Source organism: Streptomyces sp. NPDC056144, assembly GCF_042264145.1.
In the GTDB taxonomy this organism is placed as follows: domain Bacteria; phylum Actinomycetota; class Actinomycetes; order Streptomycetales; family Streptomycetaceae; genus Streptomyces.
In genome coordinates, this window is sequence record NZ_JBHJVF010000010.1 from 1 (window position 1) to 13,601 (window position 13,601).

The window sequence follows — 13,601 nt, forward strand, 5'->3', positions numbered from 1 at the left end:
CGGGGTCCGGGGCAGCGCCCCGGTTTCGGGAAGGGGCGGGGTGGGGTGGAGGCCCGCCGCAGGCGCCCCTCCGGCGCCCCCACCCCCCAGGCGTCCCAGTGATCCGAGCCCCCCACCCCGCGTCGCCACCGACAAGCCGCCACCCCCTCCCTTAGCTTGAGCTCGTCGAGCTCGTACCCGCCCCACCCCCACCCCCGCCCCGCCCCGCAGGGATATGGCCGAATTCCACTCCTTGACCCGTCCATGACACAGCCCCACCATGTGCCCCGGACACCCGCAACCCGCACGAGCTAGTCGCACTCCCCCACACTCCCCACCCAGGAGCCAGCATGCGACGTCCCACCCGCGGCAGAAGGTCCGCCACCCTCGCGGCCCTCGTGGCGCTCGCCCTCGCGGCGCCCGTCTCCGCTCTCTCCTCGCCCGCCGGGGCCGACCCGGCGACGACCGCCGCCCGGATCGCCGTCGGGGCGGACGAGGTGATCCGGCAGTACGAGATCGCCGGCCCGTCCACCACCGCCGAGCGCTCCGCGCTGACCGCCACCGGCGTCTCGATCGACGAGGTCGACGCCCGCTCGGTCGTCGTCAGCGCCAACGGCGAGCAGCTGAAGAACCTCAAGGCGCTCGGCTACAAGCCGGTCGCGCTCGCCGCCCCTCCGAACCGGGCCACCGCCCAGGACCAGGCCCTCGCCCCGCTCGACTTCCCGTCCGCCGACGCGAAGTACCACAACTTCGCCGAGATGAACGCGGAGATCGACCAGCGCCTCGCCGCGTACCCGTCCATCATGCGCAAGCAGGTGATCGGGAAGACGTACCAGGGCCGGGACATCGTCGCCATCAAGATCAGCGACAACGTCGCCACCGACGAGAACGAGCCCGAGGTCCTCTTCACCCACCACCAGCACGCCCGCGAGCACCTCACCGTCGAGATGGCGCTCTACCTGCTCCGCGAGCTGGGCGCGGGCTACGGCACGGACAGCCGGATCACCAACGCCGTCAACGGCCGCGAGATCTGGATCGTGCCGGACCTCAACCCGGACGGCGGCGAGTACGACATCGCCTCCGGCTCGTACCGCAGCTGGCGCAAGAACCGGCAGCCCAACTCCGGCTCCTCGTACATCGGTACGGACATGAACCGGAACTGGGACTACAAGTGGGGCTGCTGCGGCGGCTCCTCGGGCACGAAGAGCTCGGAGACGTACCGCGGCGCCGCCCCCGAGTCGGCCCCCGAGGTGAAGGTCGTCGCGGACTTCGTCCGCTCGCGCGTGGTCGGCGGCAAGCAGCAGATCACCGCGGCCATCGACTTCCACACGTACAGCGAGCTGGTCCTCTGGCCCTTCGGCTGGACGACGGCGAACACCGCGACCGGCATGACCCAGGACGACCGCGACGCGTTCGCGACCGTCGGCGGGAAGATGGCGGCGAGCAACGGCTACACCCCCGAGCAGTCCAGTGACCTCTACATCACGGACGGCTCGATCGACGACTACCTGTGGGGCACCCACCGGATCTTCGGGTACACCTTCGAGATGTACCCGACGTCCTCCGGCGGCGGCGGTTTCTACCCGCCCGACGAGGTGATCGAGCGCGAGACCAGCCGCAACCGCGACGCGGTGCTCCAGCTCCTGGAGAACGCGGACTGCATGTACCGCTCGATCGGCAAGCAGGCGCAGTACTGCGCGTAGCCCCACCCCGTACGACATGAGGGCCCCCGGTGGACGCACGCCGGGGGCCCTCACCCGCGCAGCCCTCCTGGCGGGCCAGTAACGGGACGCGTACATAAAGTCACTGTCATGCCGGGAACAGTGGCTCACCTCAAGGAACGGCTGACCCTGCGGGCGCGCCGCCTCCGCGCCGCCGCGGCCCGCGACCTGTGGTCGTGGGCGGAGCGGCACGGGCGGATCACCTCCGAGGACCCGGGAGGCCGGCGGTTCGGCCGCCTGGGCCGCGGCGTCTGCATCGGCTTCCCCGTGGCCTCGCTCTACGGGGAGCCGTGGATGGAGATCGGCGACGGCACCCTGGTCGCGAGCCACGTGACCCTCAGCGCGGGCCTGCTCCCCGGCATGGACCTGGGCCCTGACCCCGTCCTGCGGATCGGGGCGGGCTGTCTGATCGGGCGGGGCAGCCATGTCGTGGCGCACGAGTCCGTGACGATCGGCGACCACGTCTTCATCGCCCCGTACGCGTACGTCACCGACCAGAACCACGCCTACACCGACCTCCACCTGCCGATCGGCGTCCAGCCCCCCGTGAACCGCCCGGTGGTGATCGGCGACGGCTGCTGGATCGGCGCGGGGGCGGTCGTCCTGCCCGGCACCCGGCTGGGCCGGAACGTGGCGGTGGCGGGCGGCTCGGTCGTCCGCGGGGAGTTCCCCGACCACTGCCTGGTGGGGGGCGTACCCGCGCGTGTGCTGCGGCGGTACGACCCCGAGCACGACACCTGGACCGCGCCCCGGCCCACGTCCCGGCCCACGTCCCGGCCCACCGCCCGGCACACGCCCCCGACCTGGGAGGAAGCATGTCCCTCGCCCACCCCGAACGCACCCCCGACATGATCGACATCATGATCGTCGGCGACTCGATCAGCCACGGCAGCAGCGGTGACTGGACCTGGCGCTACCGCTTCTGGAAGCACCTGCGCGAGCACGAGGTCAACCTCGACCTGGTCGGGCCGAAGGCGACGCTCGACAACATCCGCACGGCGGAGGTCGGCGACGACGACGACACGTACGCGGACCCGGAGTTCGACCCGGACCACGACGCCCAGTGGGGCCGCCCGTACGTCTCCGAGAAGGAGGAGATCGAGGCGAAGGTCCGCGAGCACGACCCGGCGTACCTGCTCGTGCTCCTCGGCATCAACGACCTGTTCTGGTACGGGGTCGAGCCGCCGCGGTTCGAGGAGAACCTGCGGGAGTTCGTCGCGAACGCGCGCAGGGCGCGGCCGGACGTCCGGATCGTCCTCGGAACGGTCCTGCAGTGTCAGAAGGGCGTGGACGAGCCGGACTTCGGGGCGCGGATCGCGGCGACGAACGACCGGATCCGGGCGGTCGCGAAGGACCTCGACAGCCCGGAGGCACCGGTCGTGGTGGCGGAGACGGCGGCGGAGTTCGTCGCGGCGGACCACACGTGGGACGGCACGCATCCCAACGCCCACGGCGAACTCCGCATCGCGGCGGCCTTCGCGGACGCGCTGGCCTCCCGCTTCGGGATCGGCGCCCCGTACCCGAGGCCGTACCCGGCGGTGCCGGACGTGCCCTCGGAGGCCAAGGCCCCCGTCGACTGACCGGCTCAGTCGATGACGGCGAGCGCGTCGATCTCGATGAGCAGGCCGTCGGGAAGACCCACGTACACGGTGGTGCGGGCGGCGGCCGGGGCCTTGAGACCCTGCTCCTCGAAGTACGCGTTGTAGATCTCGTTCATCTCGGCGAAGTGGTCCACGTCCGTGAGGTAGACGCGCATCATCATGACGTCGTCCCAGCTCGCCCCGCCCTCCTCCAGGATCGCCTTGACGTTGGCGAACGTCTGAAGGGTCTGCTCGCGCAGGGTCGGCCCGGCGACCCGCGGCTCCTGCCCGTCGACGGCGGGCAGGAAGCCGACCTGGCCGGCGGTCTGGAGGATGTTGCCCTTGCGGACGCCGTGGGAGAACTTGGCGGGCGGGGCGGTGTGCGTGGCGGGCGTCAGCGCGATCTTCTCGGTCATGCGAACTCGTCTTCCTGTTCCTGTGAGTGAGGGCCTTGCAGGCCCTGAGGGGTACCGGAGCCGGAGTATTCCCGGCTGACGGCTTCGGCGGTACGGCGCACCAGCGGAAGCAGGCCGAGAAGTTCCTCGGCCGTGACGACCACGTTGGGCGCGGAGACGGACAGGGCGGCGACGACCCGGCCGCCGGGCCCGCGGATCGGGGCGGCGACGCAATTGATGGACTCCTCGTGGCCGCCGAGGTCGGTGGCCCAGCCCTGTTCGCGTACGAGCGCGAGCTCCGTCAGGAACGCGGCGGCGTTCGGGGTCGAACGGGGGGTGTACGGGGGGTAGTCGAGGCGCGCGGCGACGGCGCGGCGCTCTGGCTCGGGCAGGTCCGCGAGGAGGAGCTTCGCGACGGCGGCGACGGTGATGGCGACGGGCTTGCCGATGCGCGAGTACATCCGAACGGGGTAGCGGCTGTCGACCTTGTCGATGTAGACGACCTCGCCCTCCTCGTACACGGCGAGGTGGACGGTGTGGCCGGTCTCGTCATTGAGGGCGGCGAGGTACGGGTGCGCGATCTCGCGGACGTCGAGGTTCTCGACGGCCTCCTGGGCGAGGGCGAAGAGACGCGCGCCGAGGCGGTAGCGCTGGTCCTGCTGCCGGTGGACGAGCCCGTGCTCGTGGAGGGTACGGAGCAGCCGCAGCGCGGTCGACTTGTGCACGCCGAGCCGCTCGGCGACCTGCCCGAGGTCGGCGGGACCCTGAGCGAGCAGCGGCAGGATGCTGAGCGCCCGGTCGACGGTCTGGCTCATGGCGTACGTACCTCCTGGTCGGGCCCGTGCGGACCGCGCCCCGTCCACCCGGGGCCGAGGTGAAGTCTCCCCCAGGCACCGTCGTCGAGCGCGACGAGCCGGTCGGCGAGGGCACGCGGGGGCGGCTCGGCGAGGTCGCCGGGCACGGTGAGGACGGCGGCGGCCATGAGATGCCCGTGCCGCAGCCGCTCGCCCGGCCCGAGCCCGCGGAGGACGCCGTGAAGAAACCCGGCGGCGAAGGCGTCACCGGCGCCGGTGGGGGCGAGGACGTCGACGCGGGGGGAGGGGGAGGGGGTGACGGTGTCGGGGCGGTGCCCCTGACGGGTGGGCGCGCCGGGACCGCCGAGCCCGCCGGGACCGCCGGGGCCGCTGCGCGGGGCCTCTTCCCCCACCCCGCCCCTTCCCGAACCGGGGCTCTGCCCCGGACCCCGCGCCTCAAACGCCGGCGTGGCTGGGGTGTCGGGGCTCCGCCCCGGACCCCCGTACGGCCTGGCGGCCGTGCCCTCAAACGCCGGGCGGGCTGAGTTTCCGCCCGCAGGGCGGAAAATCCAGCCCCGCCGGCGCTTGAGGCGCGGGGGTCCGGGGGCAGCGCCCCCGGTTTCGGGAAGGGGCGGGGTGGGGAACTGCTCCGCGCAGCGCTCGAACGGCTCCACGCAGCGCTCGAACGACACCGCCCCCTCCCCACCCCCCTTCACCACGACGACCCCCGGCTCGGGCAGCAGCGCCCGAACACCGATCGCGTCCCGCACCCCCCACAACGCCCCCGCCTCATCCGCCCCCACGAACACCACATCCGCCCCCCGGGCAAGTTCGAGCAGCACCTCCCCCGCCGTCTCCGCGTCGCGCCACAGCCCCGGCCGGTAGTTGACGTCGAAGGACACCAGCGGCCGTCCGTCCCGGGCCCGCACGAGGTCTCGCGTCAGTTCGAGGCAGTCGGCGGACAGCGCAGCGGTGATCCCGCTCAGGTGGAGGATCCGCGCGCCGCCCACGGCCTCGTACGGCACGTTCGCGACCGACATCGCGGAGGCGGCCGAACCGGCCCGGTAGTACGCGACCTCGTACCCGTCCTCCCCCCGCTCCCCGTCCGTGCGGAAGTACACCCCGGTGGGCCGGCCCGCGTCCCGGCCGACGCCCGATACGTCGACCCCGTACCCCCCGATCGCCTCGACGAGGTGGTCCCCGAAGCCGTCCCGCCCGACCCGCCCGACCCACCGCACCCGGTGTCCGGCGGCGGCGAGCGCGCAGGCGACGTTGGACTCGGCGCCGCCGATGGTCCGTGTGAAGGAGGGGACGTCGGCGAGGCGCCCGCCGCGCGAGGGCAGGAAGGTCACCATGGACTCCCCAAGGCAGACGATGTCCACGTCCGTATCCACGACAGCCCCCGCTCCCTGCTCCATTGACCCGGCCTCAGCCCGGATGCTAGACAGCAAGAACAACCCATGCAACGAGCGTTGCAGCATACGCAACACCTACGCAGCAGACACGCAACACACGCGTACGCGAAACCCAGGAGGAGCCCCGTGCCCGACCCCCTCGCCACCGAGCGCGTCGACCACCGCTTCAAGGCCCTCCCCCCGGACGCCGAAGGCCTCACCGTCGGCGAGCTCGCCGCCCAGCGCCGCAACCTCTTCACCGGCGGGTTCCTCACCCCCGTCCTCGCCCTCTCCGCCGAGTCCCTCGCGCACAACCTCCGCCTCCTGGAGGAGTACGCCGAACGCCACGGCCTCCTCTTCGCCCCGCACGGCAAGACCTCCATGGCCCCGCAGCTGTTCGACCGGCAGCTGGAGCACGGCGCGTGGGGCATCACCGCCGCCATGCCGCACCAGGCCCGCGTCTACCGCGCCCACGGCATCGCCAGGATCTTCCTGGCCAACGAGCTCGTCGACGCCCCCGCGCTGCGCTGGCTGGCGGCCGAGCTCGACGCGGACCCGGAGTTCCGGTTCGTCTGTTACGTCGACTCGGTCCGTGGCGTCGAGCTGATGGACGAGGCCCTGCGCGCGGCCGGCGCCCGCCGCCCGGTGGACGTGGTCGTCGAGCTGGCGGCCGGCGAGCGGGGACGTACGGGCGTCCGGACGGAGGCCGAGTGCGCGGCCGTCGCGGACGCGGTCGCCGCGACGACGACCCTGCGCCTGGTCGGCGTCGCCGGGTACGAGGGCACGATGCCGGGGGCGGACGCGGAGCTCGTACGGGCATGGCTGGACCGTCTGATCGCCCTGGCCGCGGACTTCGACAAGGACGGCCGCTTCGCCCCCGGGATCGGCGAGATCGTGGTCAGCGCGGGCGGCAGCGAATGGTTCGACGCGGTGGCCGACGCGTTCGCCACGATCCCCGAACTCTCCCTCTCCGTCCTCAAGTTGCTGCGCTCGGGCGCGTACGTGTCCCACGACGACGGCCAGTACCGCGAGCGGACCCCCTTCAACCGGATCCCCGAGGAGGGTGCGCTCCAGCCGGCCTTCCGCCTGTGGTCGCAGGTCGTGTCGCGCCCGACGCCCGCGCAGGCCTTCACGAACGCCGGCAAGCGGGACGCGGCCCACGACCTGCACCTCCCCGAGGCCCAGGTCGTCCGTGACGCCCGTACGGGCGAGATCCGCGCGGCGGACGGCATCACCGTCACCGGCCTCTCCGACCAGCACGCCTGGCTGGCCACGGAGCCCGGCGCGGACGTGGAGGTCGGCGACTGGGTGGGGATGGGCCTGTCGCACCCCTGCACGTCGTTCGACAAGTGGCAGCTGATCCCGCTGGTGGAGGCGGACGGCACGGTCGTCGACTACATCCGCACGTACTTCTGAGAGAGGACCTGCGATGACGGACCTCGTCTTCCGGGACGCGGAGGTCGTCGACGGCACCGGCGCGCCCTCCTACCGCGCGGACGTGGCGATCGACGGGGGCAGGATCTCCGCGATCGTGCGGGAGGGCGCGGCGGCCGGCTGCCAACGCCCCACCGCCCGGCGGGTGATGGACGCGGAGGGCCTCGTCCTCTCCCCCGGGTTCATCGACATGCACGCCCACAGCGACCTCGCGCTCCTGCGCGACCCCGACCACAGCGCGAAGGTCGCGCAGGGCGTGACGCTCGAAGTCCTGGGCCAGGACGGCCTGTCGTACGCGCCGGTGGACGACCGCACGCTCGCGGAGGTACGGCGGACGATCGCGGGCTGGAACGGCGGCGGCCCCGGGGACGACTCGGTCGACTTCACCTGGCGCACGGTGGGCGAGTACCTGGACCGCCTGGACGAGGGCGGCATCCCGGTGAACGCCGCCTACCTCGTCCCGCAGGGCACGGTCCGGATGCACGCGATGGGCTGGGAGGACCGTCCGGCGACGGAGTCCGAACTGACGCGGATGAAGCAGCTGGTGGCGGAGGGCCTGGAGCAGGGCGCGGTGGGCATGTCCTCGGGCCTCACCTACACCCCCGGCATGTACGCCCCCGACGCCGAACTCACCGAACTCTGCCGGGTGGTGGCGCACTACGGCGGCTACTACTGCCCGCACCACCGCTCGTACGGGGCGGGGGCGCTCCGGGCGTACGAGGAGATGATCGCCCTCACCCGCGAGGCCGGCTGCGCGCTGCACCTGGCGCACGCGACGATGAACTTCGGCGTGAACGAGGGCAGGGCGCCGGAGCTCCTGGCGCTCCTGGACGAGGCCCTGGCCGGGGGCGCGGACATCAGCCTCGACACGTACCCGTACACGCCGGGGAGTACGACCCTGGTGGCGGTCCTGCCGAGCTGGGCGACCGAGGGCGGCCCGGAGGCGACGCTCGCGCGCCTCCGCGACGAGCCGACGTCCGAGCGCATCCGCCACGACCTGGAGGTGGTGGGCTCGGACGGCTGCCACGGCGTGCCGATGGACTGGAGCACGATCGAGATCGCGGGCGTGACGACCCCGTCCCCGTCCCTGTCCTCGTACGTCGGCACGAGACTCCCCGACTGGCCGACGGCCCGCCGCCTCCTGGTCGAGGACCGCCTGGGCCCCACGATCCTCCAGCACGTGGGCCACGAGGAGAACGTCCGCGCGATCATGCGGCACCGCGTCCACACCGGCGGCTCGGACGGCATCCTCCAGGGGCTGAAGCCGCACCCGCGCGCGTACGGCACGTTCCCGAGGTACCTCGGACGGTACGTGCGCGAGCTCGGCGTCCTGTCCCTGGAGGAGTGCGTGGCCCACCTGACCTCGCGCCCGGCGGCCCGCCTCCGCCTGCCGGACCGGGGCGTGGTCCGCGAGGGTTACGCAGCGGACCTCGTCCTCTTCAACCCTGAGACCGTGGCCGAGGGCTCGACCTACGCCTCCCCCCGCACGCTCCCGAAGGGCATCCCCCACGTCCTGATCGACGGCACGTTCGTCCTGGAAGACGGCCGCCGCACCCCTTCCCTGCCGGGCCGCACGATCAGGAGGACCCCAGCCGCTCCCTGACCCAGCCGGGATCCGGATTCACCCGCGCCTCCCCCGCCACGACGACGGTCGGCACGGTCTCGTTCCCCCCGGCGGCCGCCCGCACGGCGGCCGCCCCCTCGGCGTCCCGCCAGATGTTCACCCACCGCGCCCGCCGGGCCCGCAAGCCCAACCGAAGCCGCAGCCGCAGACAGAACACGCACCCCGGCCGCCAGTAGACGACGGGCCGCCCGTCGTCGGCGGAGGCCCGGGGAAAGACGAGCGGCGAGGTGAGGACGGCGAGCACGACGAACGGCAGCATCCCGAGCACCCCCGCACCAAGGGACCCCCGCGCGACGGCAACGATCCCCCCACACACCAGAAACAACCCAGGCACACCCCACACACGACCCATGCGGGGAGGCTACCGACGCGCCCCCACCAAAGGACACCCGGCGCCCGGGGGGGCCGGTGCCCGCCGCACCCCCCGTGTGGGCAGTCGCCCCGTGGGCCGTCACCCACTGCCGTGTGGGCTCGCGCCCGCTGGGCGGTGCCCCCCCCCTGAGTGGCCGTCGCCCACTGCCGTGTGGGCAATCGTCCCGCAGGGCGGGACGGGTGGGCACACGGGACGGCGCCCTCAGCGGCGCCTCCGCACCCTGTGCCTGGACCCGCACCCGATGCGCGGCGCACCCGTGGTGCGGGTCAAGGCGCGGAAGCCTCGGGCGCCGGCAAGGGCGCCGTTCCGTTGTGCCCACCCGTTCCGCCCCAGCGGAACGAATGCCCACAACGAAACGGCGGGCGCGGCCCACACGCGGGCCCGGGCTCGGCCCGCACCGGAACAGCGGGGCGCGGCCCACAGCGCGGAGCGGGCACAACGAAACGCAGGGGCGCCGCCCGCTATCTCCTGGCCGCCCAGGACTCCCGCCGCAGCCACACCACGCCCAGCCCCAGCACCACCCCCGCCACCACGAACCCGTACCAGGGCGTGCGCCCGGACGGCGCCGTCTCGTACACCAGCGCCGCCGAGAACACCGCCAGTACCTGCCCCGCCCGGCTCCGCCACGCCCCCGCCGCGACGGCCGCCGTCCCCCACAGGAGGTACCAGGGCTGGACCATCGGTGACAGCGCGACGAGCGCGACGAGCGCAAGTCCCAGCCCGACGACCGGGTCGAGCAGCCCCTTCCAGGACCGCCACGCGAGCACCGCGATGATCACCAGGGCCACCACCAGCCCGAGCTGCTGCACGACGCCCTTCACCGTCCCCGACCCGTCCCCGAGGACCGTGCCGAGCGCGAGCCCGAGGTCGCTGCTCAGGGACAGCGCCGTGTGGATCTCGGCGGCCACGCTCTGCGTCCGCAGCCAGCCGAACCCGGTCCCGGCGACCACCGTCGCCCCCGCCGCCACCGCGCCCGCGACGAGCCCCGGCAGCAGCAGTCCCTTCGCCACGCCCCGTACCCCGCCTCCGGCGGCCCGCGCGACCATCACGCCGATGAAGAGGAGCGCCACCGCCGCCGGCGACTTCACCATCATCGCGAGGCCGACGAGCACGCACCCGAGCACCCACCGCCCGCGCACCGCGAGCAGCACGCCGCTCAGCATGAGCCCGATCATCAGGCCGTCGTTGTGGAGGCCGCCGACGACGTGGATGAGGAAGAGGGGGTTGAGCGCGGCCAGCCACACGGCCCCCGCCCGCCCGCCGGGCCCGCCGCCGATCCCCCGTACCGCCCACACCACCAGCGCGAGCGCGCCGAGCGCGATCAGCCGCATCAGGAGGACGGAGGGCACGACCGCCCCGCCGGTCAGTTTGACCACGCCCGCCGCGAGGAGGAGGAAGGCGGGGCCGTACGGGGCGGGGGTGTCGGTCCAGTGCCCGCCGACGCTCGCCGCCGCGTCCGCGCCGAGGTCGCCGGGGCCGAGGACGGAGGGCCCGCCCCCGTACACGTCGTGGCCTTCGAGGACCATCGCGCCCTGCGCGATGTAGCTGTAGACGTCGGCGCTGTAGAGCGGCGGGGCGAGGAGCAGCGGCGCGGTCCACGAGGCCAGGGTTCCGACGACACCGTCGCGCGGGCCGCGCGCGAGGAGCACCCCGTACCGCCACCACGCGGCGACGAGCAGGGTCAGTCCGAGGTACGCGAGGAGGGCGCCGGCGACGGTGAGCGCGGAGCCGCGCGGCTCCCAGAGGCCCCAGCCGCCGCGTACGGGCAGCGTCCCGGCGGCCCACCCGCCCACGGCGACGGCGAGCGATCCGGCAGCACCCAGCCACCGGCATCCGGAGGCACTGAAAACCCACATGACGTGCCAACCTACGTCACGGTCCGGCCGGGCCCGACCGCCCTACCGGGGTCGCTTGGTCGCCCCGCGTCCCTTCCCGGGATGGCTCGGTCCGGTGGCGGTGGCGGTCGCGGTGGCCGTGGCGGTCGCGGACGCGGCGCCGGACGGCTCCGTCGCCGGGCCGGTCGTCGCGGCCCCGGACGGAGCAACGGTCGCGGCCGGTCCCCCGGCCGTCGCGGAGGGGCGCGCGCTCAGCGCGGCGGAGGCGGTCGCCGACGCGCCGGCGGAGCCGGCGGACCCTGAGCCGGACGGGTCGGACGGGTCGGACGGATCGGCGGCGCCCGCCGTGGCGGAGGGATCCGCCGACGGTTCCGACGCGGCGGACGGGTCCGCCTGGATCAGCGCGGGCGGCCCGTCGGACCCGCCGTCCCCCGTGGCCCCGCCGCCGCCCTTCGTACCGGAGCCGCCCGAGAGGACCACCGCCGCGACCCCGAGGACGGCCACGCTCCCGGCCGCGAGCAGCCACACCGGGCCCGGCCCCCGCCGCGCGGGGGCGTGACGGCGGCGGGTGCGCCGGGTGCCGGGGGGCTGGGGGTCGTGCTTGCTCATGGGCCCGCATTGTAGGGAGCACGACACCCCGGATGCGATCCGGGTCACACCCGCGCCCACCCCCTGCGCGCGGGCCCCGTGTCCGACGTGTCCCAAAACACGAGGCGTCCCGACCGGCCCGGCCGTAAGCTCTCGTCATGCAGGTGATCCAGTCCACGAAGCTCGCCAACGTCTGTTACGAAATCCGGGGTCCGGTGCTCGAAGAGGCGATGCGGCTTGAGGCTGCGGGTCATCGCATCCTCAAGCTCAACACGGGCAACCCCGCCGCCTTCGGCTTCGAGTGCCCGCCGGCCATCCTCGAAGACGTCCTGCGCAACCTCTCCGAGGCGCACGGCTACGGCGACGCGAAGGGCCTGCTCTCCGCCCGCCGCGCGGTGATGAGCCATTACGAGACGAAGGGCATCCCGCTCTCCGTCGAGGACATCTACCTCGGCAACGGCGTCTCGGAGCTGATCCAGATGTCGATGCAGGCGCTGCTGGACGACGGCGACGAGGTCCTCGTCCCGGCCCCCGACTACCCGCTGTGGACGGCCTCGGTCTCCCTCGCGGGCGGTACGGCGGTGCACTACCGCTGCGACGAGCAGGCCGACTGGATGCCGGACCTCGCGGACATCGAGCGGAAGATCACGGACCGCACCAAGGCGATCGTGATCATCAACCCGAACAACCCGACGGGTGCCGTCTACGACGACGAGATGCTCCGCGGGCTGACGGAGATCGCCCGCCGCCACAACCTGGTCGTCTGCTCGGACGAGATCTACGACAAGATCCTGTACGACGGCACGACGCACACCCCGACCGCCGCCATCGCCCCGGACCTCCTCGTCCTCACGTTCAACGGGATGAGCAAGAACTACCGGGTGGCGGGCTTCCGCTCCGGCTGGCTCGCGGTCTGCGGTCCGAAGCACCACGCCACCTCGTACATCGAGGGCCTGACGATCCTCGCCAACATGCGCCTCTGCGCGAACATGCCCGCGCAGCACGCGGTGGCCGCCGCGCTCCAGGGCCGGCAGTCGATCGAGGACCTGGTCCTGCCGGGCGGGCGGCTCCTGGAGCAGCGGGACACGGCGTACGAGCTGCTGACGCAGATCCCGGGCGTGACGTGCGTGAAGCCGAAGGGCGCGCTGTACCTGTTCCCGCGTCTCGACCCGAACGTCTACAAGATCAAGGACGACCGGCAGATGGTCCTCGACCTGCTGCGGGCCGAGAAGATCATGGTCGTGCACGGGACGGGCTTCAACTGGAACGAGCCGGACCACTTCCGGATCGTCACGCTGCCTGCGGCGGCGGACCTCGCGGACGCGGTGACGCGGATCGGCCGTTTCCTGGACGGCTACAGCCAGCACTGAGGGAGCGGACACTCCCACCGTTCGGACAACCCTCAACTTTAGACCGAATCTAAGCTAGGATGGCTCCACTGCACCGAGGAGGCCATCCCATGTACGAACCGATCCGCACCAAGTCGGTCCACCGGATGGCCGACGACGCCCCGACCTCGTACCCCCACCGCTCCCGCGAGGAGGAGCTGGACATCCAGCTCTCCGGCCACCTCGCCGCCCTGCTCGCCGTCACCGACGAGCTCGGCGACACGGAGGCGGGCGAGCTCATCGCCCGCCAGGTGGCCCGGCTGCGCGGCGCCCCGCCCGCGCGCCACGCCGGCCTGACCCGCTCACCGGCGCGCTCCCTGCACCAGAAGGCGCACGCCCTCGCGGGCCGCGCCCTCGTCGTCGCCGCCTCCCGCGCCGACACCGCCGCCGCGATCCTCGCCGCCGAGCGCATGGACGCGCACACCGCCGCGCTGGCCGGGGGACCCTCCCTGACGGCGGCCGGCGCCCCCTGACGGCCCCGGTCCGCGCGCCACGA

The 13,601-nt window shown here is 73.4% G+C and carries 13 protein-coding genes; 7 read left to right on the top strand and 6 right to left on the bottom strand.

What is annotated here, in order from left to right; genetic code table 11:
* Positions 1 to 329 precede the first annotated feature (329 nt).
* The 3 genes from ACFC0Z_RS26140 to ACFC0Z_RS26150 all read left to right on the top strand — a co-directional run bounded on the left by ACFC0Z_RS26140 (position 330) and on the right by ACFC0Z_RS26150 (position 3,280).
* Positions 330 to 1,682 (top strand): M14 family metallopeptidase, encoded by a 1,353-nt coding sequence (locus ACFC0Z_RS26140; protein ID WP_376442523.1) that lies wholly within the window; start codon positions 330 to 332, stop codon positions 1,680 to 1,682.
* Positions 1,683 to 1,790: 108 nt separating this feature from the next.
* Positions 1,791 to 2,552, top strand: a complete 762-nt coding sequence (locus tag ACFC0Z_RS26145) for an acyltransferase (protein WP_376442526.1) — start codon at positions 1,791 to 1,793, stop codon at positions 2,550 to 2,552.
* Positions 2,516 to 3,280, top strand: a complete 765-nt coding sequence (locus ACFC0Z_RS26150; protein WP_376442528.1) for a GDSL-type esterase/lipase family protein — start codon at positions 2,516 to 2,518, stop codon at positions 3,278 to 3,280. Before ACFC0Z_RS26145 ends, ACFC0Z_RS26150 begins: the two co-directional genes overlap by 37 nt.
* A gap of 5 nt (positions 3,281 to 3,285) precedes the next feature.
* Here the strand turns inward: ACFC0Z_RS26150 and ACFC0Z_RS26155 are convergent, their stop codons facing one another.
* Genes ACFC0Z_RS26155 through ACFC0Z_RS26165 form a run of 3 tightly spaced genes read right to left on the bottom strand, consistent with a single transcriptional unit; the run spans position 3,286 to position 5,824 of the window.
* Positions 3,286 to 3,696: a RidA family protein gene (locus ACFC0Z_RS26155; protein ID WP_376442530.1), complete on the bottom strand. Its 411-nt coding sequence runs from the start codon at positions 3,694 to 3,696 to the stop codon at positions 3,286 to 3,288.
* Positions 3,693 to 4,490, bottom strand: coding sequence for an IclR family transcriptional regulator (locus ACFC0Z_RS26160; RefSeq protein WP_376442533.1), 798 nt, complete (start codon positions 4,488 to 4,490; stop codon positions 3,693 to 3,695). Before ACFC0Z_RS26160 ends, ACFC0Z_RS26155 begins: the two co-directional genes overlap by 4 nt.
* The gene (locus ACFC0Z_RS26165) at positions 4,487 to 5,824 is read right to left on the bottom strand and encodes a sugar kinase (RefSeq protein ID WP_376443120.1); all 1,338 of its coding nucleotides are present in this window, start codon (positions 5,822 to 5,824) and stop codon (positions 4,487 to 4,489) included. Before ACFC0Z_RS26165 ends, ACFC0Z_RS26160 begins: the two co-directional genes overlap by 4 nt.
* Before the next feature lie 186 nt (positions 5,825 to 6,010).
* On the opposite strand from ACFC0Z_RS26165, the gene ACFC0Z_RS26170 reads away from it, so the two are divergent.
* Together ACFC0Z_RS26170 and ACFC0Z_RS26175 are read left to right on the top strand one after the other, a co-directional pair.
* On the top strand, positions 6,011 to 7,279 hold the full coding sequence (locus tag ACFC0Z_RS26170) for an alanine racemase (protein WP_376442536.1): 1,269 nt from the start codon (positions 6,011 to 6,013) through the stop codon (positions 7,277 to 7,279).
* Positions 7,280 to 7,292: 13 nt separating this feature from the next.
* Entirely contained in the window at positions 7,293 to 8,900 is a 1,608-nt protein-coding gene (locus ACFC0Z_RS26175) for an amidohydrolase family protein (RefSeq protein WP_376442539.1), read from the top strand.
* On the opposite strand, the gene ACFC0Z_RS26180 is transcribed toward ACFC0Z_RS26175, so the two are convergent.
* From ACFC0Z_RS26180 to ACFC0Z_RS26190, 3 genes are all read right to left on the bottom strand, one after another.
* Positions 8,875 to 9,180, bottom strand: coding sequence for a glutaredoxin domain-containing protein (locus ACFC0Z_RS26180; protein ID WP_376442542.1), 306 nt, complete (start codon positions 9,178 to 9,180; stop codon positions 8,875 to 8,877). The two genes, ACFC0Z_RS26175 and ACFC0Z_RS26180, sit on opposite strands and share 26 nt — an antisense overlap.
* A 575-nt stretch (positions 9,181 to 9,755) precedes the next feature.
* Positions 9,756 to 11,150 (bottom strand): polyprenol phosphomannose-dependent alpha 1,6 mannosyltransferase MptB, encoded by a 1,395-nt coding sequence (gene mptB / locus ACFC0Z_RS26185; protein WP_376442545.1) that lies wholly within the window; start codon positions 11,148 to 11,150, stop codon positions 9,756 to 9,758.
* Positions 11,151 to 11,192: 42 nt separating this feature from the next.
* Positions 11,193 to 11,738, bottom strand: a complete 546-nt coding sequence (locus ACFC0Z_RS26190; RefSeq protein ID WP_376442548.1) for a hypothetical protein — start codon at positions 11,736 to 11,738, stop codon at positions 11,193 to 11,195.
* Positions 11,739 to 11,875: 137 nt separating this feature from the next.
* Here ACFC0Z_RS26190 and ACFC0Z_RS26195 point away from each other — a divergent pair, with 137 nt between their 5' ends.
* Together ACFC0Z_RS26195 and ACFC0Z_RS26200 are read left to right on the top strand one after the other, a co-directional pair.
* The gene (locus ACFC0Z_RS26195; protein WP_376442551.1) at positions 11,876 to 13,087 is read left to right on the top strand and encodes a pyridoxal phosphate-dependent aminotransferase; all 1,212 of its coding nucleotides are present in this window, start codon (positions 11,876 to 11,878) and stop codon (positions 13,085 to 13,087) included.
* An 89-nt stretch (positions 13,088 to 13,176) separates the two neighbouring features.
* Positions 13,177 to 13,578 (top strand): hypothetical protein, encoded by a 402-nt coding sequence (locus tag ACFC0Z_RS26200; protein WP_376442554.1) that lies wholly within the window; start codon positions 13,177 to 13,179, stop codon positions 13,576 to 13,578.
* Positions 13,579 to 13,601 lie beyond the last annotated feature (23 nt).